Genomic DNA, 25,017 nt, shown 5'->3' on the forward strand with positions numbered 1-25,017 from the left:
GTTTTCGACCAGCCTTAACTGAATTTCCTGGGGTTAATTGATTGATAAGATTAAGAAGAGTCCTTTTTCTGCTGACCAGTGTACTGGTGCTGACAGCCTGTCAGCCACCAGGGGTTGTTGTGGACGAACCCCAACCCAAAGCGGAAGCCGAGACCCTTCGCGTGGGCACCCTGTACGGCGCCCAAATCTACATGAGTTCGGGCCAGGGCTTATCTGGCTTTGATTATGAGCTGGCGCAGAAGTTTGCCGACTATCTGGGTAAGCCGCTGGAAATGCAGCCTTACAGTAACAGAAGCGAACTTTATGATGCGCTGGCCAAAGGCGAAATCGACCTCATTGCTGCCGGCATCACCGAAAGCCCCAACCGCCGCAATCGTTTTCGTATGGGACCGCCCCTTTACCGGGTGGATCAGGTGGTGGTTTACCGTCAGGGTAACAGGGCGCCCGAATCTATAGAACAACTCAGCGGCAACCTGATGGTGGTGGCCGACTCGGCGTTTGTGGAAACCCTCACCCGACTGCAGCAAACTCACACCAATCTGAGCTGGGAGCAAACCAGCGAAAAAGACAACGACGAACTCATTGCCATGATTGCCAGTGGCGAGCTTAATTACACCCTGGCGCAGTCAACCAGTCTGGACATCAACCGCCGCTATATGCCGGAGCTGAGAAGCGGCCTGGTGCTGGAGGAAAAAGTCCCTGTGGTCTGGCTGTTGCCCGCCCAAAACAGCGATGCCCTTATGAGCAAGCTGCTGGCTTTCTGGCATCAGGAAAAACGCGCCGGCACCCTGGCCCACCTCAATGAAAAATACTTCGGCCACGTGAAGCGCTTCGATTATGTGGACACCCGCGCCTTTATCCGCGCCATCGACGCCAAGCTGCCCCGTTACCGGCCCTTGTTTGAGGAATATGCCGGGGATCTGGACTGGCGAAAGCTGGCCGCAGCCAGTTATCAGGAATCGCACTGGAACCCAAACGCCCGCTCCCCCACCGGGGTGCGAGGCATGATGATGCTGACCAACGCCACTGCCAGCCAGTTGGGTGTCACCAATCGCCTAGACCCGCGTCAAAGCATCCGCGGTGGCGCAGATTATCTGCGGGACTTGATAAATCGCCTGCCTGAGTCCATTCCCGAGAATCAGCGGATGTGGTTTGCGCTGGCGGCCTACAATATCGGACTGGGTCATTTGGAAGATGCGCGCAGACTGGCTGAAGCGCAGGGGCTGAATCCCAGCGCCTGGCGGGATGTGAAGCAGGTATTGCCATTGCTGCAAAAACGCAAATTTTACAGCCAGACCCGTTATGGCTATGCCAGGGGAGGTGAAGCTGTGCACTATGTGGACTCCATCCGCCGCTATTACGACACCCTGGTGTGGGTCGACAATCAAAAACCCAAAGATGAGCCCCTGCTTCCGGATGAGATTCAGGTAGAAGAAACCGCCGCCAGCAGTGCCGCAGAGCCACCAACAGCGGCTCCCCGCGAATAACCCCTTTACTGGTGAACAGAAATTCACCACAGCGACTGTGGCTGTGATCCCCTGCTCTTGCCAGTCTCACGGACCACTGCTAATGTGCGGTATAGAAAAAGAATTGGCCGTTAAGGACCAATGAGTTACAAGGGGCCTTACATGAAAAGAAAAACCATCAATAACCGTACTGCAGCAAGACGCCGCACTCTGGTCAAGTTCCGCCACAGTCGTTTACTGCGCAGACAAAAACTCTTCTTCAGTCTTATTCAAACCGAAGACTAATCCCACCGGGCCTGCGCCCACTTTCCAACGTATCCTTATTCCAAAGCAGACTGCGTATCACGGGCAGCCTGCTTAAGGGCTTTTTGCTCCTTACGGCGCCGACGGAAAAAATCGCTGAGCATGCCAGAGCATTCCTCAGCCAGCACACCTTCCTCCACCTGGATCTGATGGTTAAAGGCCGGGTGCCTCACCAGGTCAACTACACTGCCGGCAGCGCCGGTTTTCTCGTCTCTTGCGCCAAACACCAGACGCTCGATACGACTGTGCACCATAACACCCGCACACATGGCACAGGGCTCGAGGGTCACATAAAGGGTGGTATCGAGCAGCCGGTAATTGCCCAGCATGCGCCCAGCTTCCCGAAGACACTGCATTTCCGCGTGGGCACTGGGGTCGTTAAGACCGATGTTATGGTTATAGCCCGTCGCTATCACCTTGCCCTCTTTGACCAACACAGCCCCCACCGGGACTTCACCGCGCGCCTCAGCCTCTTTGGCCGCCTCAAGCGCGAGGGACATAAAATGCTTATCCAGCTCTGATTGTTGCAATGTCATTTCCAGCCAATTTTTGACGGGCACAGTATAACTGCCGCCTCCCGTGCCTGGCAAAATCTGCGGCTGTGGCTAGACTTCAGTCAGACAATTCAAAGGCCGCTGCTAATGCATTTTCATAAGCAATCCGGACACTTATACATTCAATATATCACTCTGTTCCTCGGGCTCCTTTATGCAGCCCTGTATCTTAAGTGGACAGAGCACCAACCTCAGCTAAAACACCTGGAACTGATCCTTGAGAGTGTGCCGGTACTCTTCTGGTTGGTGATTATGTTCAGCTGCCACTATATACGCCACCTAAACTACAGCTATCCCCTGCTCCTGAGCGGTGCAATCGTCTCCTTCTTTGCCAGTCTGATGGACTGGTTGGATGAAATTACCATTCCAACGGAATTTGGCTTTGTGGAAGACGTACTGCAGTCAATCGGGCTTCTCCTCTCCGCCACCGGCTTATTGCTGCTCTTTCATCATCAGTTGGTACAGCAAAGTCTGCTTAAAAAAATTGCCGCCACCGACCCCCTTACCGGAGCACTGAACCGCCGTGCCTTCAAAGCTCCCAAAACACACAGTGGCAGCACTGTGTTTGCACTGGTGGACGTTGATCACTTCAAGCGCATCAATGATACCTATGGCCACGATGCCGGTGATTTTGTGTTGGTTGAACTCGCCAAACTTATCAGCAGCCACATTCGTGAAGAGGATCAGTTTTTTAGGTGGGGTGGTGAGGAGTTTTTACTGGAATTCAGGCAAGCCGAGTTACCACAGGCAAGCAAGAGGATGGAATCCCTGCGCCAACTGGTTGAGTCCAGCCATTTCAATCTCAATGGTCAGGCCATCAAGATCACCGTCAGTGCTGGGCTCGCCGCCGTTTCACCGGGACATGGGGGGCTCGAAAAGGCGTTGAAGGCAGCCGACGAAGCGCTCTACCGCGCCAAGGACAACGGCCGTAACCGAATTGAAATGGCGGCATAAACACAGCGTAATTCTGTGCCTTTAAGGCATTGGTTCTGAAAAGTTTCCCCCTCAGGCATGGCTGCTTGGGTTGAAGCGGTATACCTATTTAAGTCAATCAACCACGGCCATCCCCGGTGGGTAATGGGTAACTTCAAAGCGCACCCCATCAGGGTCTTTCATAAACAAGGCGATGGCACCACCGAGGTTTTGCACCTCAGGTACCTCAAACCCCGCCTCCGCGATGGCGGCACGCACCCCATAAACCTGCTCAGGCGATGACGCGCCAAAGCCCAGGTGATTCATACCTGCACCGTAACGCTCGTAGGCAGAGGTACCGGCTTTTGCCTGCAAAAACTGAAAGAAAAAGCCTTCGCCATCCGTCCATACGTGGTTTTTCTTTTTTGAAAAGCCGAGCAAAGGCAGTAATTGCTCGTAGTAAGGCATGCTGAGTTCCAGCGATGACACCAGAAGGGTGATGTGGTCAATCTTCATAAGCGAACTCTTCCCTGTTTCAAAAATCCAGACTTGTTTCAAAATCCAGGCCTGTTCTAAGCCCAGAGCAGTTCCAAGCCAAGAGCTGAGCGTAAGTTATTCATTCAACTCTTGCGCCACTGGCTTTGCAAGCCCACCACGTCCGTTTAATTTGTTACCGGCGTTTTCCAAGAAACAAATACAAAAAAGGCGCCGAAGCGCCTTTTTATTGGGTTAGCCCTGTTAAGCCTCAGGCTTATTCCCACTCGATGGTGGCAGGTGGCTTACCGGAGATGTCGTACACCACGCGGGAAATACCGTCGACTTCGTTGATGATGCGGTTGGATACGCGGCCAAGGAAATCGTATGGCAGGTGCGCCCAGTGTGCAGTCATAAAGTCGATGGTTTCCACGGCGCGCAGCGACACAACCCAGTCGTACTTACGGCCATCACCCATCACGCCCACACTGCGAACCGGCAGGAACACGGTGAACGCCTGGCTGACCTTGTTGTACAGATCGGCGCGGTGCAGCTCTTCGATGAAGATGGCATCGGCGCGGCGCAAAAGGTCGCAGTACTCTTTCTTCACTTCGCCAAGTACACGCACGCCAAGGCCTGGGCCAGGGAATGGGTGACGATAGAGCATGTCGTAAGGCAGGCCGAGTTCCAGACCAATCTTGCGCACTTCGTCTTTGAAGAGTTCACGCAGCGGCTCTACCAAGCCCAGCTCCATATCATCCGGCAGACCGCCCACGTTATGGTGCGACTTGATTACATGGGCCTTGCCGGTGGCACTGCCTGCAGATTCAATCACGTCAGGGTAGATGGTGCCCTGGGCCAGCCACTTGGCGTTCACGCACTTGGAGGCTTCTTCGTCGAAGATTTCCACGAATACGCGGCCGATGATCTTACGCTTGGCTTCAGGGTCGTTTTCGCCCTTGAGGGCCTCGAGGAAGCGGTTCTCGGCATCAACGTGCACGATGTTGAGACCAAAGTGGTCACCGAACATTTCCAGTACCTGATTGGCTTCGTTGAGGCGCAACAGACCGTTGTCAACGAACACACAGGTCAGACGCTTGCCGATGGCGCGGTGCAGCAGCATGGCAGTCACGGATGAATCCACACCGCCTGAGAGGCCGAGGATCACTTCATCGTCACCTACCTGGGCCTTGATGCGCTCAACCGCATCTTCGATGATGGAGGCTGGCTGCCACTTGTTGTCACAACCACAGATGTCCATCACAAAGTGTTCCAGCATGCGCTTGCCCTGACGGGTATGGGTCACTTCGGGGTGGAACTGTACGCCGTAGAACTTCTTGTCTTCGTTGGCCATCACGGCAAACGGACAGGTCTCGGTCTTGGCGACGGCCACGAAGCCTTCAGGGATGGCAGACACCTTGTCACCGTGGCTCATCCACACGTCCAGCACCGGCTTGCCGGCATCGGAAATACCGTCTTCGATGTGACGCAAGAGCGCACTGTCGGTCAGCACTTCAACCTGGGCATAACCAAACTCACGCTCGCCAACACCCTGGATAACCTTGCCGCCCAGCTGCTCGCTCATGGTCTGCATGCCGTAGCAGATACCCAGCACGGGCACGCCTGCGTTAAACACATACTCGGGGGCGCGGGGAGAGTTTTCTTCGGTTACGGACTCGGGGCCACCGGCCAGAACGATACCGTTAGGGGCAAATTCGCGAATTTGCGCTTCGGTCACATCCCAGGCCCAGAGTTCGCAGTACACACCGATTTCACGAATACGGCGGGCGATCAGCTGAGTGTACTGAGAGCCGAAATCCAGAATAAGTATCTTGTGCTCATGAATGTTGCTCATGGAAAACCTTTATCTCATTTGGCATTTATCTTGTTCCGGCGCCCAAAGGCCCGGACATCAGGTACAGCAAGGGCGACACGCAGCCGCCCTTTTCAATCAGCCACCGGTACGATAGTTCGGGGCTTCTTTGGTGATGGTCACATCGTGCACGTGGGATTCGCCCATACCGGCGGAGGTCACCTTCACGAACTGAGCTTTTTCACCCAGCTCCTTGATAGTGGCACAGCCAGTAAGGCCCATACAGGAGCGCAGACCACCCATGTGCTGGTGAATGATTTCCTTGAGCTTGCCCTTGTAAGGCACGCGACCTTCGATACCCTCGGGTACCAGCTTGTCGGCGGCGTTGTCGCTCTGGAAGTAACGGTCAGATGACCCCTGGCTCATGGCGCCAAGAGAACCCATACCGCGGTAAGACTTGTAAGCGCGGCCCTGATAGAGCTCGGTTTCACCCGGGGCTTCGTCGGTACCGGCAAACATGGAGCCTGCCATGATGCAAGAAGCACCGGCAGCCAGTGCCTTGGCGAGATCGCCGGAGAAGCGGATACCGCCGTCGGCAATCACAGGTATATTCAGGTGCTTCACCGCAGCGGCGGCGTCAGACACGGCAGTGATTTGCGGTACGCCCACACCGGTTACGATACGGGTGGTACAGATAGAACCTGGGCCAATACCCACTTTCACGGCGTTCACACCGGCTTCAACCAACGCCAGAGCGCCTTCGGCTGTAGCCACATTGCCACCGATGATTTGCAGTTCAGGGTATTTGGCGCGGGTGTCGCGGATACGCTGCAGCACGCCTTCAGAGTGACCGTGGGAAGAGTCGATAAGCAGTACGTCCACACCGGCTTTCACCAGGGCGTCAACACGCTCTTCGTTGCCGGCACCGGCACCTACGGCAGCGCCGACACGCAGGCGACCCAGCTCGTCTTTGCAGGCGTTTGGCTTACGCTCGGCTTTTTCGAAGTCTTTAACTGTGATGAGGCCCTTGAGGCAGAAGTTGTCGTCTACCACCAGTACCTTTTCGATACGGTTGGTGTGCATCAACTTTTGCACGTCTTCCAGCTTGGTGCCTTCAGGCACGGTCACCAGACGATCTTTTGGCGTCATCACTTCCTGCACGGTTTTGGACCAATCGGTCACAAAGCGTACGTCACGGCCAGTAATGATACCTACCAGTTCGTTGGCGTCGTTCACCACAGGGTAACCGGCAAAGCCGTTACGCTCGGTGAGCTTACGCAGCTCAGCCAGGGTAGTGCCCGGAGTCACAGTCACAGGGTCCTGTACCACACCGGCTTCGTAGATTTTAACCTTGCGGACTTCTTCAGCCTGGGCCTCGATGCTCATGTTTTTATGAATAAAGCCCAAACCACCTTCCTGAGCCATGGCAATTGCCAAACGGGCTTCAGTCACGGTATCCATGGCGGCAGACACCAAAGGAATGTTGAGCTCGATTTTTTGAGTCAGTCGAGTCTTGAGGATTGCGGTATTAGGGAGGACGGTTGAGTGCGCTGGGACCAGTAACACATCGTCAAAAGTCAGCGCTTCTTTGATTAAACGTAGCATTGCAACATCTCCCCTTGGGTAGGATAAGTAGAGGTGAAATATTGCGGCGGCATTATACCTTGCAAGTGGGGGTCGGTAAATGCAAAATTGTGAAAAATTACCATTTGCCCGGAATTTTCAATGCAAGTCCCTAAAAACGATGTTTATACCGTGTCCCGTCTCAACGGCGAAGTACGGCAACTTCTGGAGGGACAATTGGGTCGGATTTGGCTGACCGGCGAAATCTCCAATTTATCATCCCCTTCATCCGGCCATTGGTACCTCACCCTCAAAGACAGCCACTCACAGCTGCGCTGCGCCATGTTCAAGGGCCGCAATACCACGGTGGCATTCAAGCCCATTAACGGCCAGCAGGTGTTGGTGCGGGGCAGTATCAGCGTGTATGAACCCAGGGGCGACTATCAGCTGCTGATTGAAGCCATGTTTCCCGCTGGCGACGGCCTGCTGGCAGCCCAGTTTGAAGCCCTGAAGATGAAACTCGCCGCCGAAGGCTTGTTTGCCCAAGATACCAAGCGGACATTGCCTGAGTCGATTCAGCGCATTGGGGTTATCACCTCCCCCACGGGCGCGGCCATCCGGGATGTACTCCATGTGCTCAAGCGGCGCGACCCAAGCATCGAGGTGGTGATTTACCCCACCGCAGTGCAGGGCACCGGGGCAGACAATGACATCATTCGCGCCATCGAGCTTGCCAATGAGCGCCTTGAAGTGGATGTGCTGCTGCTCACCCGGGGTGGCGGCAGCCTGGAAGACCTCTGGTGCTTTAACAGCGAAGCCCTGGCTCACGCCATCTACAACAGCGCTCTGACCATAGTGAGCGCTGTGGGCCACGAGGTGGATACCAGCATCGCCGACTTTGTCGCCGATGTCAGGGCCCCAACGCCTTCAGCGGGCGCAGAGCTGTTGTCTGGCGACCAGAGCCACAAGCTGCAAAAACTTGCCGGCGCCCTTGCCAGACTCACTCAGGGCTGGCGCCATTATGCGCTTAAGCGCCACTCCGGACTGATAGCCCTGCAATCACGGCTCGACCGGCAAGACCCTAAACGCCAGTTGCAGCAGCAATCACAACGCCTCGATGAGTTGGAACTGAGGCTGACATCCAGCATTCAGAGGCGCCTCTCGTCCCACATACTGACCACAGAGCGCTTAAAGGCCAGGCTCGAGCGCCACTCACCTGCCCAGCGCTTGATGCTGGAGCGGCAGCGGCTCAGCTATCTCGATGAAAGACTGAAAGGCGCCATGGACGATATGCTGGAGCATGCCCAAACACGCCTTGGGGGGCTCAGCCACTCACTCGCCAGCGTCTCCCCTCTGGCGACCTTAAGCCGCGGCTACTCCATCACCCGTGGGGTTGATGGCAAGGTGCTGACCCATGCTAGCAGCATGAAAGCCGGTGATATCCTGGAGACTCAGCTGGAACAGGGCTCACTTCTGGCCCGTGTCATTGAAGTTACAACGGACGGGCAGCATGGGCTTTCCAGCCCTCTTAAGGACATAAATTGAGGACATAAAAAAGCCAGGCATCTGCCCGGCTTTTTTATTGACGCTTTGGTCCTATTGGTTGCCAACCGGCAACATCAGGCCTTCTTGCTCTTGATATGGCTCATCATCCGCTTGCGGCGACGCTCCTGGCTCAGAGTCAGTTTTTCCTTGCGGCCTTCGAACGGGTTATCACCCTCGTGGAAACGCAGCTGGATTGGCGTACCCACCACTTTAAGCGCACGGCGATAGTAGTTCATCATGTAACGCTTGTATGAATCCGGCAGTCGGCTCACCTGGTTGCCGTGTACCACCACGATAGGCGGATTGTAGCCACCCACGTGGGCGTATTTGAGCTTCACACGGCGACCATTCACCATGGGCGGCTGGTGATCGTCCTGTGCCATCTGCATGATACGGGTCAGCATGGAAGTGCTCACACGGCGGGTCGCGCTGTCGTAGGCCTCTTCGATAGACTCAAATAAGTGACCCACTCCTGTGCCATGAAGCGCAGAAATAAAGTGAATGCGGGCGAAGTCGATAAAGCCCAGACGACGGTCAAGCTCGGTTTTCACCCGGTCTTTCACGTCCTGATCCAAACCATCCCACTTGTTGACTGCAAGTACCAGAGCGCGGCCTGAGTTGAGCACAAAGCCCAAGAGCCCCAGGTCCTGCTCGGCAATGCCTTCATGGGCATCAATGACCAGCAGCACCACGTTGGCGTCTTCCACGGCCTTGAGGGTTTTGATAACCGAGAACTTTTCAATGACTTCGTGTACACGGGCGCGGCGACGCACACCGGCGGTGTCGATAAGCACATAGTTACGTCCCTCACGCTCCATGGGGATGTACACGGAGTCTCGGGTCGTGCCGGGCTGGTCGTATACCACTACCCGCTCTTCACCCAGAATACGGTTGGTCAGGGTAGACTTGCCTACATTGGGCTTACCGATAATAGCCAGCTTAATGGGCAACTCTGCCAAACGCTGCTGCTCGGCCTCGGCTTCTTCTTCGGTGTATTGGCGCTCATCGGCAACCACTTCGCCGTCGTCGTCGCGGGTCAAACCCATGGCTTCAGCAAAGGGCGCCAGTGCATATTCCACCAGACCGGTCACACCACGGCCCTGGGCAGCAGCCATCTGGTACACTTCGCCCAGGCCCAGCTGCCAGAATTCGCCACAGGCAGAGTCGGCATCGATGCCATCAACCTTGTTGGCCACCACAAAAGTGATTTTATCGCGGCTGCGCAGGTGCTGAGCAATAGCCAAATCGGCGGCAGTGAGACCGGCGCGGGCGTCGGTCATAAACAGCACCACATCGGCCTCTTCGATGGCTGCCAATGACTGCTCGGCCATCTTGGTCTCGATACCTTCTTCGCTGCCGTCGATACCGCCGGTATCCACCACGATAAATTCATAGCCAGACAGATGAGCCCGGCCGTATTTGCGGTCACGGGTCAGCCCCGGATAATCCGCCACCAAGGCATCCCGGGTTCTCGTGAGTCGGTTAAACAGGGTCGATTTGCCCACGTTGGGGCGACCCACCAGGGCCACTACAGGGATCATGCTTTTGCCTCTATAACAATCTTTTCAATAAAAAGCCCCCGGAACACACTTCCAGGGGCTTGGCAAGGTCAAACCTTGACTTAAGGAAGTGCGATGCGGGCCAGTTTGCCGCTGCGGCCCTGCACGTATATCTTACCATCGACGACCAACGGCTGGCTGTAAAGGCCGTCGCTGTCGACTTCGATGCGGCCAACGATGCTGCCGTCGTTACGGTTGATAAAGTGCAAATAACCTTCAAAATCACCCACTACCAGGTAGTCATCAAACACTACGGGTGAAGTGAGTTCACGGTTGGCCAGCTCTGAATTGCTCCACAGCTCCAGACCGTTGCGACGGTCAAGTGCATAAATACGGCTGCTGTCTGCGACCAGATACAACTGCACACCGCTGGCGGCGAGCTCGTTGAAGCTGGAATACTTACGGGTCCAGAGAACACGACCAGAGCGCATTTCCATGGACACCAGATTACCGTTGTAGCTCACAGCATACAGGTTGTCACCCACAGGCAGTGGTGTCATATCCACGTCGGCCATGCGGCTGAACTCATTTCCACCCTTTGGGGTGTAAATGGGCTGTTCCCACGCGGGCTGACCATTATCTTTCACGACCACGGCAACCTTGCCATCGGCGGTACCCACAAAGAAACCACCAGCCTGAAAGGCTGCAGCACCTGTACCACGCAAGGTCAGGTTGGGCAATGCGTTTTCGTAGCTCCAGCGCTTCTCGCCGGTATCTACATCAAAAGCATCCAGTGAACCAGAGCTGGCGTTGACCACCACGGTGTTTTCACCCACGGTAGGTGCCGACAGCAATTCGCCCGATGCCTGAACACTCCACACCACGGCGCCGGTTTCGGCATCGAGCGCAGCCAACAGGCCACTCTCACCACCCACAAACACCTTGCCGCGCGCGGCGGTCATGCCGGCTGCGAGGCGGGCACCTTTGTTTTTGCCCAGCAATCTGTCCTTAAACAAATCGCTGAAGTCCACTTCCCACAGCTTTTCGCCGCTGGCTTCATCGAAGGCAACGACCAGCCCGTTACGCTCAGCGGAAAATATCTTGCCGTATTCCACTGCGGGACGCAGGCGCGAGTAATAGTCACCTACACCGCTTCCAACACTGGCGCTCCAGTTGATTTCAGGGAAAACGGTTGCGTTAAGCTCCTTGAGCTCACTGACGGGCTCTTCGTCCACGTCATTGGATGAGCAGGCAGACAACACGGCCAAGCTCAGGCCGGCTGCCAGCAAATTCTTGCACCAAGACTTCATCGGCGACTTCCTTATGCCTGATTCAGGTTATCCAACTTCATTTTAAGAAGTGGGCTGGCAGAGATACCGCCCTTGTCCAGCGCAGCCTGATAGGCAGCCTTGGCTTTGTCGGTTTCACCCTGACTGGTCAGGATGTCGCCCTTGATTTCGTCGCGCTGAGCTTCGAAGGCGGTGTCGGTGATAGAGTCAAGGGTAGTAAGCGCCACAGCGCCCTGACCTTGCTCAGCCTGAATACGGGCCAGGCGCAATGTAGCAACGCTACCCAGGCTACCCGCGTCTTTGGCGGCAATCACCTTCTTCAAAGACTCTTCTGCTTTGGCGTAGTCTTTGGCTTCGACGGCGCTCTTTGCCACCATCATCTCAACCAGCAGGCTGTAACCTTGCTGATCGTGCTCAGCCTTGAAACCTTCGGCGGCCTTCAGTATGGCGGCTTCGTCGCTTGTGTTGGCACTGAGCTGCTGATAAGCCACGGAGGCGGCTTCTGCCTTGGCCACTTTCATATCGGAATAGGTATTCCAGCCATAAAGGCCACCCAGACCAACAACCGCACCTACCAGGATAGAGGTACCATATTCTTTCCAGAAGCTCTTGATGGCCTCTACCTGTTGTTCTTCTGTGCTATAGATTTCCACGCGCACTTCCCCTTGTAATCAATTCCGATGTGGGAATTAAATCAATGCTTTAATTGTTTCTGCCAGCGCCTCGCGGGCCACCAGCTGTTGTTCGTTGTCATTGCGAAGCGGCTTGATGGCCACCTTGCCCTCGGCCAGCTCATTATCACCAATGATAAGGGCCAGGGCTGCACCGCTCTTGTCGGCGCGTTTGATTTGCTTCTTGAAGTTACCACCACCACAGTGGCTCATAATGCGCACTCCGGGCAACGCCTGACGCAGCTCATTGGCAATCGCAAAGGCTGCCGGTACACAGCTGTCGCCCATGGCGGTAACATACACATCCACTGCGGCCGGTACATCCTTGGCAAGCTCCAGGGTTTCCAGCAAGAGCACTATGCGCTCAAGCCCCATGGCAAAACCCACGGCGGGGGTATCTTTACCGCCCAGCTGGCCCACAAGACCATCGTAACGACCACCGGCGAGTACAGTGCCCTGGGCACCCAGGCTATCGGTGACCCATTCAAACACAGTCCGGTTGTAATAATCCAGCCCGCGAACCAAACGGGGATTAACCCGGTATTGGATGCCAACGGCGTCCAAGAGTTCACGCAGGGTAGAAAAATGTGACTTGGACTCCTCACCGAGGTAGTCCATCAGAGCCGGCGCGTCACCGAGAATCGCCTGAATTTCGGGGTTCTTGGTATCCAATACCCGCAGCGGATTGCTGTACATCCGACGCTGGCTGTCTTCGTCAAGCTTGTCTTTGTGGACTTCCAGGAAGGCTATCAGGGCGTCGCGGTACGCTGCACGCTCGGCACTGTCACCCAGGGTGTTGATTTCCAGCACCACATGCTCGGTCAGCCCCAGCTTTTGCCACAGCATGTTGGACAGCATCAGCACTTCGGCGTCGATATCGGCGCTGGCAATGCCATACACCTCAACACCAAACTGGTGGAACTGGCGATAACGTCCTTTCTGTGGACGCTCGTGACGGAACATGGGGCCTGTGTACCACAGACGTTGCTCCTGGTTGTAGAGCAAACCATGCTCGTTACCGGCACGCACGGTAGACGCAGTGCCTTCGGGGCGCAGAGTCAGGCTGTCGCCGTTTCTGTCCTCGAAGGTATACATTTCTTTCTCAACGATGTCAGTGACTTCGCCGATAGAGCGCTTGAAGAGATCGGTGCTTTCCACGATGGGAGTGCGGATTTCGCTGTAACCGAAGGCGGCGACGGCGTCGCGCAGCACTGCTTCGAGCTTTTGCCACACGGGAGACTGGGTTGGCAGAATGTCATTCATTCCGCGAATCGCTTGGATCTGTTTTGCCACTGTAATCGACTCGTTGGATAGCTAATATTTCAGAAATTCAAAATGTTGACCTAATGCCAACCGAGATGCCCTCCCCGTTTGAGCCGGGCAAAGCGGTTAGCATTATAGGGGGTTGGGGGCCAAAGGTAAAACCAGCGCCAGCCCTAGTCGGCATCACCCTCTTGTACGGGTATCCGGTTGGCCATCAGGCTGGCCTTGGCGCGAATTTTGGCTTCCAGTGCATCCACCAGGTTATCGTTATCAAAACGTTCCTTCTGGCGGATACCATCATCGTAGTAACCACTCTTCTTGTGACCGCCTGCCAACCCCAAATGGGACACCAAAGCTTCGCCCGGACCGTTAACCACACAGCCAATGATGGACACATCCATCGCTGTGGTCACGTCCTCAAGACGCCTTTCAAGCTCGTTAACGGTTGAGATCACATCAAATTCCTGACGGGAGCAGGAAGGACAGGCGATAAAGTTGATACCACGGGAGCGGATACGCAGTGACTTGAGGATATCAAAACCCACTTTCACTTCTTCAACCGGATCGGCCGCCAGGGAAATACGCAGGGTGTCGCCAATGCCTTCGGCGAGCAACATCCCCAGGCCAACGGCGGATTTCACCGCACCGGCACGGGCGCCACCGGCCTCGGTGATACCAAGATGCAGTGGCTGTTTGATTTGTTTGGCAAGCAGTCGGTAAGACTCCACTGCCAGGAAAACGTCTGACGCCTTTACGCTTACCTTGAACTGGTCGAAGTTGAGGCGGTCAAGAATGTCCACATGGCGCATGGCGGACTCGAGCAGCGCCTCAGGCGTTGGCTCCTTGTACTTGTCCATCAGGTCTTTTTCGAGACTGCCGCCATTCACTCCGATACGGATAGGAATGTTTTTGTCACGGGCACAATCAACCACGGCGCGAATCCGCTCTTCATTACCGATGTTACCGGGGTTGATACGCAGACAGTCCACACCGTACTCGGCCACTTTGAGGGCGATGCGGTAGTCAAAGTGGATATCGGCCACCAGCGGCACTTTTACCTGCTGCTTGATCTGCCTGAAGGCTTCGGCGGCATCCATGGTAGGCACAGAGACACGCACTATGTCGGCGCCAACATTTTCCAGGGCACGGATCTGCGCCACTGTAGCAGCCACATCCGTGGTACGGGTGTTGGTCATGGACTGGACAGCAATAGGCGCGCCGTCACCAATAGGCACGTTACCAACGTAAATGCGGGTGGAGGGGCGACGCTTGATGGGATTTTCGTTGAACATGGTCAAATACTTCTCACGCTGTTGCGCTTAACCGTTTTTGGGCAGACTGAATCTGGCCACCCTGCCCTTGGGGAACTCGTCGAGGCTCATGGCCTCACCATTGATGCTGAGCTGTACAGCCTGTGGGGCACCGAGAATAAAGCTGAAAGGCGTCTTTCCACTGAGATTGATGGTCTGTCCGGCCTTACGCAGGTCACTCACAAGTACCTTACCTGTGGCATCCTTTACCTGTACCCAGCAATCGGCGCTGAATGACATGACTAAAGCAGACTGTCCGGGCGCGGCCGGGGAGCTGGCTGTAACCTGTGGCGCAGCGTCAGTGTTGTTTGCTCTGATGTCAGGGGCGGTCGTCTCGGCTGCCGACGTGGTGCCCTGCTGCGCCGAAGGCAGCTCAGCGCTGCCCGCTGTGACCTCTTGCTCGGCCACCGGCATATCATCACCATTCACAGACGGCTCGTAAGCGGCCTCTGACTCTGGCTGCTGGGACATGTCTGTTTGCATCTGGGTATCGTTCCCCAGGCGCTGCATCAGGTCGTCCTGAATAGACGTTTGCCCGGCGGCTGCCACTTCTTCTGCTGTCGGCTTGGAGAAATCCACGGCCGCGGTATTAAAAAACTTACTGGTTTGCAGCCACCAGAACACCAATAAGGCAACGAGGATGAGGATCACCAGATAGGTGAGCATCAAGTAGCGCTTATCTCTGGCCTGACGGACGGTTTTTCTGGAAAAGCTTTGCATGGCCGGCTGGCTGACACCGGGCACCTGGCTGGCAAGACAGGCTTCCACCTTCTGTTTATCAGCTTCAACTATGCGGGCAAAGTTTTTGATATATCCACGGATATAAGTGGCAGATGAGATATTGCTGAAGTCGTCAGCTTCGAGATCTTTAACAACGGAGGGTCGCAAATGCAACGCAGTCGCCACATCGGCGACCGACATCCCCTTGGCTTCGCGGGCGGCCTTGAGGATTTGCCCCAGCGATTCTGTCGCTGGCGCTTCCTGCTCTTCGGAAGAAGGCGTTAATTCTTCATTCATTGATTCAAACTGGCCCGATATTCTTTGGCTTCTGGTGAAGCGGGAAATTTCGCCAGCAGCATAATGCCATATCGGCTGCTGGCATCTCGATTATTCAGTTGGCGTTCGATTTCTACACCCAGGGCGAGACTGGAAGCCGACTCAGGGATAACCGAATGCAAACGCTCCAGCATTCTTTTGGCTCCCTGGAAATCCTTGCTATCCATGGCAATTTCGGTCATTTCCAGCAGTGAGGTGGCTCGCCGAGGGTCATACTTTAGCGCCATATCAAAGTAGTGTCGCGCTTTTTCTATCTGTCCCGCATCGCGGCTGCACAGGCCAAGGTTTTCATAGCTGGATGCAGTGCGAGTGTACTTGGGTTGGTCAATGGCCTTTAAAAACATCTCTTCGGCTTCACCGTAGCGCTTTTGCTGGCACAGAAACACCCCAAAGTTATTCATAGAGTCACCACTGGCGTCATTGGAACGCACAGCATTGCGGTAGGCCTCTTCGGTGCGGGGAACGTCTCCTACTGTCTGATAGAAATAGGCCATGGCCACATGCACTTCTTCAAGTTGCGGTGCGTAGGCCATGGCTTTATCGAGGTTGAATTTGGCTTGTTCTGTATTGCCACGTTGTAAATAGGTCAGCCCCAACTGGGTACGTTCTTTTGCCGCCGCCACCTTATCGAAGGTGCGCTCGGACACAGGAATATCCGTGCCTGAGTAGGTTTGTTCGGTAACGCAGCCCGTCACCAGTCCCGACAGGATGGCGATCAGGGTTAAAGAAGGCAATCCTTGCTTCATGTTCAGACCTATTAATCTGTGCAAACAATGGGTTAATTCATTGTGACTGAAATCTGGCTTTCTTGCATGCGTTTTTTTGCCAGACGCTTGGTGCGATCACGGATATCCCCGGCGAGCTGACCACAGGCAGCATCGATATCGTCACCGCGGGTTTTGCGCACAATCACGGTCAGGTCGTATTCCATCAACACCTTGGCGAAACGGTCGATACGGGAGTTGGAAGAACGCCCGTATGGAGACCCCGGATAGGGGTTAAAGGGGATCAGGTTGATTTTACAGGGCGTATCCTTCATCAACTTGGCCAATTCATGGGCCTGATCTGTGCTGTCGTTGATATGGTCCAGCATTACGTATTCCAGGGTCACGCGGCCACGGTTGGCGTTGGACTTCTCAAGGTAGCGACGGATGGCGGCCAAAAATTCCTGCAGCGGATACTTTTTGTTGATGGGTACCAGTACATCCCGGAGCTCATCATTTGGTGCGTGAATACTCACGGCCAACGCCACATCAATTACATCGCCAAGTTTATCCAGCGCAGGCACCACACCCGAGGTAGACAGGGTCACACGGCGCTTGGACAAGCCAAAACCGTAATCATTCAGCATGATATTCATGGCGGGAACCACGTTGGCGAGGTTAAGCAAAGGCTCACCCATGCCCATCATCACCACGTTGGAAATGGGGCGCTCGCCGGTTTCTTTCTGAAAGCCCAAAAAGTGTGATACCCGCCAAATCTGACCAACGATTTCGGATACGGTGAGGTTACGGTTAAAACCCTGCTGCGCGGTGGAGCAAAAGGTACACTCGAGGGCACAGCCCACCTGAGATGACACACACAGGGTGGCGCGGTCGTCCTCGGGAATGTATACAGTCTCGACTTCCTGACCCTGACCTACGTTAATGGCAAACTTAATGGTGCCATCAGAGGATTTTTGGTAACTGGTGATTTCAGGCGCGACAATTTCACAACGTGCGGCGAGCTTGGCACGCATGGCCTTATTAATGTTGGTCATCTGTTCAAAGTCACTGACACCGAAATGATAGATCCATTGCATTATCTGCTGGGCACGAAAGGGTTTTTCGCCCATTTCAGTCAGCATCGCTTTCAGTCCCGGCAAATCCAGGTCCAGCAAATTGATCTTCTTTTCACTCATCAGACAAACCTCAAACCAGTTATTCCCACCACGGGGGGCCGCGAATTATACCGATCCATCACGAAATTCGCCAGCAGCCAAACCAAGTCTATGGTACCATGGCCGCCGGTCGATTTTGGCCTATGCTATGGAGCTATTTTAGCCTTTTATGGTTACCCTCATTATTATCATACTCGTTGCCGTGGGCGTTTCCTTTCTGTGCAGCGTGTTCGAAGCCGTGCTTCTGTCTGTGACTCCCAGTTATATCGCCTCACTGGACGAAAATAATCCCGCCGCAGCCAGCCGTCTGCGCGCCCAAAAAGACAATGTTGAAGCACCTCTGGTGGCCATTCTGACGCTAAACACCATTTCCCATACCGTGGGTGCGGCTGTGGCTGGTGCCCAGGCCGCCCATGTATTTGGTGACCACATGCTGGGTGTCTTTTCGGCAGTGCTTACCTTTATTATTCTGTTCTTCTCTGAAATCATCCCCAAAACCCTGGGTGCCAACTACTGGCGTACCCTGGCACCGTCAGTCAGCCTCGCGCTGCTGTGGATGGAGCGCGCTACCAAGCCGCTTATCTGGATGTCGCAGCAGGTCACCAAACTGTTGGGTAAAGGCGAAGAAGGCCAATACATTCGCCAGGAAATGAGTGCCATGGCGCGCATGGGGCACGAGTCCGGTGAATTGGATGCCCAAGAGTCCCGTATTCTGACGCAAATTCTGTCGGTAAAAGAAATGCCGGTCACCAGCATCATGACGCCCAGAACCGTGATGTTCTCCGTGCCCATGTCGATGACATTGGAAGACTTTGCCAGCAAGCACATGGCCAAGCCCTTTAGTCGCCTGCCGGTATTTGGCGAAGATAACGATGACATTCAGGGCTTTGTAAACCGCACCGACATTTTGCTCGGGGTTCGTGACAATCCCGAAAACACCATGGCCAGCCTCAAGCGTAATCTGCTGGCAGTTCCCGAAACGGCCAAAATTTTGCCATTGCTTGAGCTGATGATTAAGCGCAATACCCAAATAGCTGTGGTGGTGGATGAATATGGCTCGGCTCAGGGTCTGGTAACCCAGGAAGACATTATTGAGTCCATGCTCGGATTGGAGATTGTTGACCTGAACGACCCGGCCATCGATATGCAACGTCTTGCCAGACAATTGTGGAAGAGACGTATCAAGGAGAAAGGCATTCGACTGTCTGATGACCAGGACGGAGACCTTCACTCATTCTGATTTCTGCCCGGCACTTGTCGGGCATTATTAATAAGGCGTTTTGTGCAGACTCCAGCTTATTACCTGCAACTGGCACACATCAACGATTGCCACAGTAACTTCGATCCCGTTGCCCTGAGCCTGTCAGTACCTCATGAAAACACCATGGTGCGCGTCGGCTGCCACAGCGGCGGATATGGCCGCATCGCAACCTTACTCGAGCAAGCCCGCGATACGGCCCGGCGCGATAACCAGGCCTTTTTGTTTCTCCATGGTGGCGATACCTTCCAGGGCACCCTTTACTTTAACGAGTTTAAAGGCCGCGCAAACGCCAAACTGTTGAACATGCTCAGACCCGACGCAATAGTGCTGGGCAACCATGAAATCGACAGTGGCAATGCCCCACTCCACCGTTTTATTGAAGCCATTGATTTCCCCATGCTGGCCGGCAACATGGACCTGAGCGGCGAAGATCCCACCAAGGCATTCCCGTTGGCCCGCTTGCCCAATCTCTATTGCCTCGACCCGAGCACAGGATGTGCCAGAGTCATAAAACATCCCCTCGGTGACAGAGAGCTCGCCATTGTCGGCATCACGCTGGATCAGATGAGTGTTATCGCCAGACCCGATCCGGATACCCATTTCGCCAATGCGGTGGAAACCTGTGAGCGCACGGTGAAATCACTCAAGGCTGAAGGCATAGATCATATTCTGGTGCTCAGCCACCTTGGTCTGGATGGCGACCGCAAACTGGCTGCTGCCGTGGAAGGTATAAGTCTTATCGTTGGTGGCCACAGCCATACCCTGATGGGCGATTTTGCCGAATTGGGGTTATCTGCAGTGCCCTGGGGTGAACGTGTCAATGGCGTTCCCATTTTGCATGCGGGCAAGTATGCCGAAACACTCGGGCTTGCCGGCATCAGCTTTGACAAGAACGGACAGGTTACCACTCTTGATGGCGCCAATTACTTGATGCTGGATGAACATCTGGTAATCGATGGCGGCGATGAGATGACACGAAGTGCCATCATCGCCAAGCTGAAGGCCCATCCAAACGTTCTCTGGCCGGTGCAACATCCTCACGTTCAGCAGGTGATAGAGACTGAATTCCGGCCCGCTATCCGCGCTCTGGATCATCAGGTGCTGGCCATGGTGCCCAGAGAACTGGTACACACCCGCCTGCCCAGCAAGGCCCTGCCCCATGGCAGTGAAGTCGCCCCCTGGGTAAGCCGCGCCATGTACGAAGAGTCCCGCATTCTGGATGGTGCAGTGCAATTTGCACTGCATAACGCCGGCGGCGTCAGGCAGTCTCTCAGCCGTGGCCAAATTACCCTTGCCGATGTGCTTGGCCGCTTATTACCCTTTGAACTGCCACTGGTGAAATACGCCATCGAAGGTCAGTATCTGTTTGAGGCCCTTGAATCGGCTATCAACAGTGCCACCAATAACAGTGTGGTTGGCACAGGTGCGGGGAGTTTTCCCTATACCTTCGGTCTTAAGTATCACTATGACGGCCGTCGTCCCATGGGCGAGCGGGTGCTGTCGTTAACGGTCGCGCAAAATGGCCTTTGGGTACCAGTAAGGCGCCAACAGGTATACGTCGGAGTTTCATCGGCGTACACCGCATCGGGTAAAGAAGGATATGATGCCCTCGCCTGCTGCCATTGGCAGGAGTCAATCGATGGCCTCACACTGCCCGGCGCTTTTATCCGCTTTATCCAACGCCACGGCGAAATCGCTGATGAGTTGGCGCCGCAGTTATCTTACGTGAGTCATCTTGGCTGACAGCTGGGCTCATCCGCCTTCCGGGCGGCTGAGCCACTTTTCCATACTGAAATTCACCAGTATTTGCCCATGTCTTGGGTGTTCATTCCGGCAAAGCTCAGTGAATCCCCTGCTGAGAAAAAATGGCCTGGCAAAATAAGAGGCTTCGACGCTTAACCGCTGCACGCCGTCACGCCTGGCCTGCCGCTCAAGTACCCGATAGAGGCTGGTTGCCACGCCGCAGCGTGTCAACGCTGGGGAAGTAAATAAACAGTCAATTTCCGCTTCACCAATGTCTTTTGGCAGCAAATTGATAAAACCCACAATCCCAGAATCCCTCCGGGCAACCCAAACCTTTGAAGGCGCCAACCTCGCCTGCCAGGTTGCTTCATCCCGAAGCGCCGGTGACCAGGCTCGCCGTTCGGCTTCGCTGTAATACTCAGACGCTCCCTGCACCGCCTCGTGAAACAGCCGGGCTATTGGCGCCAGATCCGAGGGGCGCATTTCAGCGATGTAAAATGGCAGAGGCAATGTCATGGCAAATCCGGGCAATACTTCCCCGGACTTTTGCTGAAAATAGCGGCCCTCGTTAATAAAGCCTTTGGCGGCAAAAAGTGGCGCGGAGAGTAAGGAGGCATCTGTGGTGAGCGAGCCAATGCCCAGCGCGGGCGCCTGACAGACAAGTGCATCCAGAAGTTTACCGCCAACACCTCTGCCCTGATGTGCCGGTGCAACATAAAGATGACCTATATACCCCTTGTCAGGATATCCAAGCTCGCAATCAATAAATCCCACCACCTCGTCAACATCCTGAGCCACCAACACCAGACTGCGGCCAAGCCTTGAGCGCCAATAGCGTCTATCCCTGATGCCGCAGCTCCAGGCTTCGCATTGCGCCTGGGTATAACCTTGACCGGATGCTGCCCGCACCGCCTGATGAAATACTTTGGCAATGTGTGGGTAATGGCTTGAATGGAGGGAAACTATCTGCATCTGCGTTCTGGCTATCAAAGGGTGAGTGATTCGATATTGATTAGTGTTGTATTCATGGCACAAACGCTGCCGTCGGTATGATGAAAACGCCTTCAAACATCATCGAGCAACGGCCGCAGCATGGCCTCAAGCCCGTTGAGTTTGACTTCATAGATAAGGGCCAATTCTTCCCCCAAACGCCCCTCTGGAAATCCATTGGACTTGAACCACACCAGGTAAGGTTCTGGCAACTCCAGCAGCCGCCGTCCAGCATATTTACCAAAGGGCATTTTGCGATTTATCGCCACTTTCAAAGACTTGGTGTCCATTAACTTTCCATACTGACATCTGTTGGGGCAAAGGGTACTTCAGCTCCCCCAGTTTCTCCCGGCCCCATTAAGAACATTTGGGAATATAATTTTATATTTTAATAACCACAATCAATAACTATTTGAAAGACGTAAGCTAATCACACCGATATCAATCAAATGAATGAGTTAACTCTGCCTGAATTTCACAGTTAACAGTTTGTTTGTTAACAATATTATCCATATGTTACCGTTCAATGCGATGCACGACATATTTTTGACTTCTGACGTAAAAATGCCAAAGTCATGACGCGGCGCCAAAAATAAAAAAGCGTCAAAAATCAGGTGATTGACCATATACACCCCAGGCACTAGATTGAGCTTACCGTAGGTTGTGCGTAAGCAGGGACCTCACTGTAAATCACAGGCCCAAAAGCAAATACAGGGGTAAAAAGATGATTATTCTGGTCGGCGGTGAAAAAGGTGGCAGCGGCAAGAGCTGTCTTGCACAAAACATAGCCGTGTTTCTTACCAAGGAATGCGGAGGGTCTGTGATCATGGTTGACTGTGATCCTCAGCGTACCACCTCAGATTGGATCCAGGCCCGCAACAATAATCCCAAGCTTCCCGCAATCAATTGTGTGCAGCTGTATGGCAAAATTCGTAACGATTTGCTGAGCCTCGAACAGCACTACGATTATGTCATCGTGGATTGTGGTGGTCAGGACAACCTGGCGCTGCGTGCCACCATGTCCGTGGCCTCTCATATCCTGATGCCACTGCGTCCCAAGCGCCGCGATCTCAAGACCGTGAGCCACATGGACGACGTGGTTGCCACCTGTATGATGATAAACCCCAAGATGAAGGCATCTTTTGTCATTACTCAGTGCCCGACGCTGCCCAATCAGTCCAACCGGATTTTGGAAGCCAAGGAAGTCTGCCGTACTTACGACATCAATGTGCTCGACGCCATCACTTACTCACGCAATATCTATGACGACAGTGAAGAGTCTGGCCTGTCGGTGATAGAAATCGATCACGAAGGCAAAGCCGCCGATGAAATTCGCGCCATTGCCTGTGAAATGCTGGGTGCTGCCAATGCTCAGGAAGTGCGTAATCAGTTGCAGCAGACTCAAATCAGTAAAATGAGAGGTCAATATGGGACTGGCAGATCTCAAGAAAAACTCTACGCCGTCTGATAACCGGCTGACGTTGGCCACTTGCATTGAAGATTTTATCGAAGGGGCCAACCTGTATGCCATGGGGCTGCCACAACAGCGCGGTGCGGTGATATCACTGGAAAACCACCGGTTGCGTCAGGGGACGGTAAAACCCCAGGCGAAGAAGCGCAGGCCCAATTTCAGAAAAGCGACCTTTACCTTAAGCGAGCCCGCCATTGCCCATCTGGCCGAAATGGCCAGTGACTGTGATGTCGCAAAATCAAAGCTGGTGCGCTTTTTAATCGAACACCACTACCAGTTAACAACAGAGGAACGTCAGCACATAGAGCGCGCCCTCACTATAGATTGAAAGATTCAGCATCGACCTCCCGCCCCTTTTGCTGGCAGCATACAAGGTTTTTAACATTGAGCTGCCAGATTTTTTCATTTGTTCAACATACCATCTGGCAATTACCCTGAGTTACGTACATAATCCCTCCAAACGCTCTCCTTCGCCAAAATCAAAACAGAAGCTACTGTAAAAACGACAAAAAATGGCACTTTCACCCAAATTCAGTAGCGTGGGAATACTGCTTTTCCTGACATCTACCTCTTTATGGGCAGAGTTCTCCTTAAGCGAAATCCCACCTATCAGCAATAAAACGCCCATCACTCTGGTAGCCGAAACCGGCTTCTGGACTGACTATCTGCAGACACAAATGCTACCGGCCTTCACCATGCAAACCGGCATTGACGTCAAGGTAGTCAGTACGCCGCTTGACAACATGTTCAGCTTGCAACAAACCTCCCTCAGGATGGCCAAAGGAGAGTTCGATCTGCTGTCGATGGAGGCGGGTTGGGCAAAAGAATGGGCGGCCAATGGATATACAGTGCCGCTGGAAGAGCTGGCAGGGCTATACGATCCGGGCGGTGCCAAAGCCATGGCACATTACTTGGAACCCTATTACCCCGCGCTGCTGAGCATTCTGTCTTATCGGGGAGAAGTTCACGCCATCCCCTACAACAATTACGTAATGGGCAATCACTTTCGGCGCGATCTGTTTGAAAATGCTGATGAGAAAACGCATTTTGCCGAACGCTACGGCTATCCCCTTGAAGCGCCAACCACGCTTGCACAACTTAAAGATATTGCTGAGTTTTTTACCCGAAAACCAGGTGACCTGTTGGCAGGTAAGCTGCTGAAACAGCCTTTTTATGGGGTTGCGCTGATGTCTGGTAACAAGCCCCACATCAACGATGAATTTTCAGCCATTTTATGGAGCATGGGTGGCCGCTGGCTTACTCCTGTTTATGAAGATAACGGCCGGCTACATCACTTCGACGTCAGCCGTTCCCTGGAGAAAAAACTGCAAGTCGCAGATTACTATCAGTCCCTCAAGCGTTTTGCCATTCCCGCCGATGACGCCTTTGCCTTTAACGAAGCCGCCGATGCCCTCGCCAATGGTCGGGTCGCCATGTGGCCCTTTGCCTATAACAACTTATGGTATAAGTCCGCCGTCGTTGAGAAAAAAGTGGAAGGTGCACGTCTCGGCGTGGCTCAGGTAGCAGGAGGCAAACCCTACGTCGGTGCCTATGCCTTTGCAGTAAGTTACGACAGCCGCAACCCGGAGGCAGCGTACTGGCTTCTGAAATACATGGGATCGTTTCAGGCGCAATATGATTACGCCATGGGCGGCGGTAATCCCTGTCGTATGGATGTGGCTACCCACACCGATTTCCAAAATCCCGCCCTGAAAGCCATAGGTGGCGCTTTTTTGGCGAGCCACCAGGCGAACCTGGCCTGGGCCGGTGAGATACGCACCATGGGACACTTTACCAGTTCTGTCATGGGTCAGATTTACCCCGAGCTGGCAAAAACCTGCTTTGCCGTGAGCCGCCAACCCAACCATGCCAGTCAATATTTCGGCGAGCTCAACCACACCATCCTGGAACTGCAAAATAGCCAGGGAGAAACCGCGGCAATGGAAAAATAGCCC

At 54.2% G+C, this 25,017-nt stretch carries 23 protein-coding genes; 9 read left to right on the plus strand and 14 right to left on the minus strand.

Annotated elements, in window-relative coordinates; translation table 11 throughout:
* The first annotated feature begins 41 nt into the window (after positions 1 to 41).
* Positions 42 to 1,487, plus strand: a complete 1,446-nt coding sequence (mltF, locus tag K0H79_RS12330; RefSeq protein ID WP_220076005.1) for a membrane-bound lytic murein transglycosylase MltF — start codon at positions 42 to 44, stop codon at positions 1,485 to 1,487.
* A 141-nt stretch (positions 1,488 to 1,628) separates the two neighbouring features.
* Complete coding sequence (locus tag K0H79_RS19310) at positions 1,629 to 1,751, plus strand: hypothetical protein (protein WP_258405383.1); 123 nt, start codon at positions 1,629 to 1,631, stop codon at positions 1,749 to 1,751.
* Between the two features lie 35 nt (positions 1,752 to 1,786).
* Here the strand turns inward: K0H79_RS19310 and tadA are convergent, their stop codons facing one another.
* Complete coding sequence (tadA, locus tag K0H79_RS12335; RefSeq protein WP_220076006.1) at positions 1,787 to 2,305, minus strand: tRNA adenosine(34) deaminase TadA; 519 nt, start codon at positions 2,303 to 2,305, stop codon at positions 1,787 to 1,789.
* Positions 2,306 to 2,410: 105 nt separating this feature from the next.
* On the opposite strand from tadA, the gene K0H79_RS12340 reads away from it, so the two are divergent.
* Positions 2,411 to 3,277: a GGDEF domain-containing protein gene (locus tag K0H79_RS12340; RefSeq protein ID WP_220076007.1), complete on the plus strand. Its 867-nt coding sequence runs from the start codon at positions 2,411 to 2,413 to the stop codon at positions 3,275 to 3,277.
* Positions 3,278 to 3,370: 93 nt separating this feature from the next.
* On the opposite strand, the gene K0H79_RS12345 is transcribed toward K0H79_RS12340, so the two are convergent.
* The 3 genes from K0H79_RS12345 to guaB form a co-directional block, all read right to left on the minus strand.
* Positions 3,371 to 3,751: a VOC family protein gene (locus K0H79_RS12345; RefSeq protein WP_220076008.1), complete on the minus strand. Its 381-nt coding sequence runs from the start codon at positions 3,749 to 3,751 to the stop codon at positions 3,371 to 3,373.
* Positions 3,752 to 3,986: 235 nt separating this feature from the next.
* Positions 3,987 to 5,564, minus strand: coding sequence for a glutamine-hydrolyzing GMP synthase (guaA, locus tag K0H79_RS12350; RefSeq protein WP_220076009.1), 1,578 nt, complete (start codon positions 5,562 to 5,564; stop codon positions 3,987 to 3,989).
* A gap of 96 nt (positions 5,565 to 5,660) precedes the next feature.
* Positions 5,661 to 7,127, minus strand: coding sequence for an IMP dehydrogenase (guaB, locus tag K0H79_RS12355; RefSeq protein WP_220065058.1), 1,467 nt, complete (start codon positions 7,125 to 7,127; stop codon positions 5,661 to 5,663).
* 120 nt (positions 7,128 to 7,247) lie between these two features.
* Here guaB and xseA point away from each other — a divergent pair, with 120 nt between their 5' ends.
* Positions 7,248 to 8,630 (plus strand): exodeoxyribonuclease VII large subunit, encoded by a 1,383-nt coding sequence (gene xseA / locus K0H79_RS12360; RefSeq protein ID WP_220076010.1) that lies wholly within the window; start codon positions 7,248 to 7,250, stop codon positions 8,628 to 8,630.
* A 74-nt stretch (positions 8,631 to 8,704) separates the two neighbouring features.
* Here the strand turns inward: xseA and der are convergent, their stop codons facing one another.
* From der to K0H79_RS12400, 8 genes are all read right to left on the minus strand, one after another.
* Complete coding sequence (der, locus tag K0H79_RS12365; protein ID WP_220065060.1) at positions 8,705 to 10,171, minus strand: ribosome biogenesis GTPase Der; 1,467 nt, start codon at positions 10,169 to 10,171, stop codon at positions 8,705 to 8,707.
* Between the two features lie 80 nt (positions 10,172 to 10,251).
* Positions 10,252 to 11,439, minus strand: a complete 1,188-nt coding sequence (gene bamB / locus K0H79_RS12370; RefSeq protein ID WP_220076011.1) for an outer membrane protein assembly factor BamB — start codon at positions 11,437 to 11,439, stop codon at positions 10,252 to 10,254.
* An 11-nt stretch (positions 11,440 to 11,450) separates the two neighbouring features.
* The gene (locus K0H79_RS12375; RefSeq protein ID WP_220065062.1) at positions 11,451 to 12,071 is read right to left on the minus strand and encodes a tetratricopeptide repeat protein; all 621 of its coding nucleotides are present in this window, start codon (positions 12,069 to 12,071) and stop codon (positions 11,451 to 11,453) included.
* A 36-nt stretch (positions 12,072 to 12,107) separates the two neighbouring features.
* Positions 12,108 to 13,382, minus strand: coding sequence for a histidine--tRNA ligase (hisS, locus tag K0H79_RS12380; RefSeq protein ID WP_220076012.1), 1,275 nt, complete (start codon positions 13,380 to 13,382; stop codon positions 12,108 to 12,110).
* Between the two features lie 143 nt (positions 13,383 to 13,525).
* Positions 13,526 to 14,644 carry a flavodoxin-dependent (E)-4-hydroxy-3-methylbut-2-enyl-diphosphate synthase gene (ispG, locus tag K0H79_RS12385; protein ID WP_011760477.1) on the minus strand — a complete coding sequence of 373 codons (1,119 nt, stop codon included), beginning with the start codon at positions 14,642 to 14,644 and terminating at the stop codon, positions 13,526 to 13,528.
* Positions 14,645 to 14,671: 27 nt separating this feature from the next.
* Entirely contained in the window at positions 14,672 to 15,679 is a 1,008-nt protein-coding gene (locus K0H79_RS12390) for a RodZ domain-containing protein (protein ID WP_220076013.1), read from the minus strand.
* Positions 15,676 to 16,464, minus strand: a complete 789-nt coding sequence (pilW, locus tag K0H79_RS12395; protein WP_220076014.1) for a type IV pilus biogenesis/stability protein PilW — start codon at positions 16,462 to 16,464, stop codon at positions 15,676 to 15,678. The genes K0H79_RS12390 and pilW overlap by 4 nt, the downstream gene beginning before the upstream one ends.
* A 32-nt stretch (positions 16,465 to 16,496) precedes the next feature.
* Complete coding sequence (locus K0H79_RS12400; protein ID WP_220076015.1) at positions 16,497 to 17,618, minus strand: bifunctional tRNA (adenosine(37)-C2)-methyltransferase TrmG/ribosomal RNA large subunit methyltransferase RlmN; 1,122 nt, start codon at positions 17,616 to 17,618, stop codon at positions 16,497 to 16,499.
* A gap of 148 nt (positions 17,619 to 17,766) precedes the next feature.
* Here K0H79_RS12400 and K0H79_RS12405 point away from each other — a divergent pair, with 148 nt between their 5' ends.
* Both K0H79_RS12405 and K0H79_RS12410 read left to right on the plus strand, forming a co-directional pair.
* Positions 17,767 to 18,837, plus strand: a complete 1,071-nt coding sequence (locus K0H79_RS12405) for a CNNM domain-containing protein (RefSeq protein WP_220065066.1) — start codon at positions 17,767 to 17,769, stop codon at positions 18,835 to 18,837.
* A gap of 42 nt (positions 18,838 to 18,879) precedes the next feature.
* Positions 18,880 to 20,601, plus strand: coding sequence for a bifunctional UDP-sugar hydrolase/5'-nucleotidase (locus K0H79_RS12410; RefSeq protein WP_220076016.1), 1,722 nt, complete (start codon positions 18,880 to 18,882; stop codon positions 20,599 to 20,601).
* 9 nt (positions 20,602 to 20,610) lie between these two features.
* Here the strand turns inward: K0H79_RS12410 and K0H79_RS12415 are convergent, their stop codons facing one another.
* Positions 20,611 to 21,573 (minus strand): GNAT family N-acetyltransferase, encoded by a 963-nt coding sequence (locus tag K0H79_RS12415; RefSeq protein ID WP_220076017.1) that lies wholly within the window; start codon positions 21,571 to 21,573, stop codon positions 20,611 to 20,613.
* A 92-nt stretch (positions 21,574 to 21,665) separates the two neighbouring features.
* Positions 21,666 to 21,881, minus strand: a complete 216-nt coding sequence (locus K0H79_RS12420) for a DUF3820 family protein (RefSeq protein ID WP_220065069.1) — start codon at positions 21,879 to 21,881, stop codon at positions 21,666 to 21,668.
* 434 nt (positions 21,882 to 22,315) lie between these two features.
* Here K0H79_RS12420 and K0H79_RS12425 point away from each other — a divergent pair, with 434 nt between their 5' ends.
* The 3 genes from K0H79_RS12425 to K0H79_RS12435 all read left to right on the plus strand — a co-directional run bounded on the left by K0H79_RS12425 (position 22,316) and on the right by K0H79_RS12435 (position 25,014).
* The gene (locus K0H79_RS12425) at positions 22,316 to 23,059 is read left to right on the plus strand and encodes an AAA family ATPase (RefSeq protein ID WP_011760485.1); all 744 of its coding nucleotides are present in this window, start codon (positions 22,316 to 22,318) and stop codon (positions 23,057 to 23,059) included.
* Positions 23,019 to 23,390, plus strand: coding sequence for a CopG family transcriptional regulator (locus K0H79_RS12430; RefSeq protein WP_220065070.1), 372 nt, complete (start codon positions 23,019 to 23,021; stop codon positions 23,388 to 23,390). Before K0H79_RS12425 ends, K0H79_RS12430 begins: the two co-directional genes overlap by 41 nt.
* Before the next feature lie 184 nt (positions 23,391 to 23,574).
* Complete coding sequence (locus K0H79_RS12435) at positions 23,575 to 25,014, plus strand: extracellular solute-binding protein (RefSeq protein ID WP_258405384.1); 1,440 nt, start codon at positions 23,575 to 23,577, stop codon at positions 25,012 to 25,014.
* Positions 25,015 to 25,017: the final 3 nt, after the last annotated feature.

The organism is Shewanella sp. FJAT-52076, from assembly GCF_019457455.1.
GTDB classification, from domain to species: domain Bacteria; phylum Pseudomonadota; class Gammaproteobacteria; order Enterobacterales; family Shewanellaceae; genus Shewanella; species Shewanella zhangzhouensis.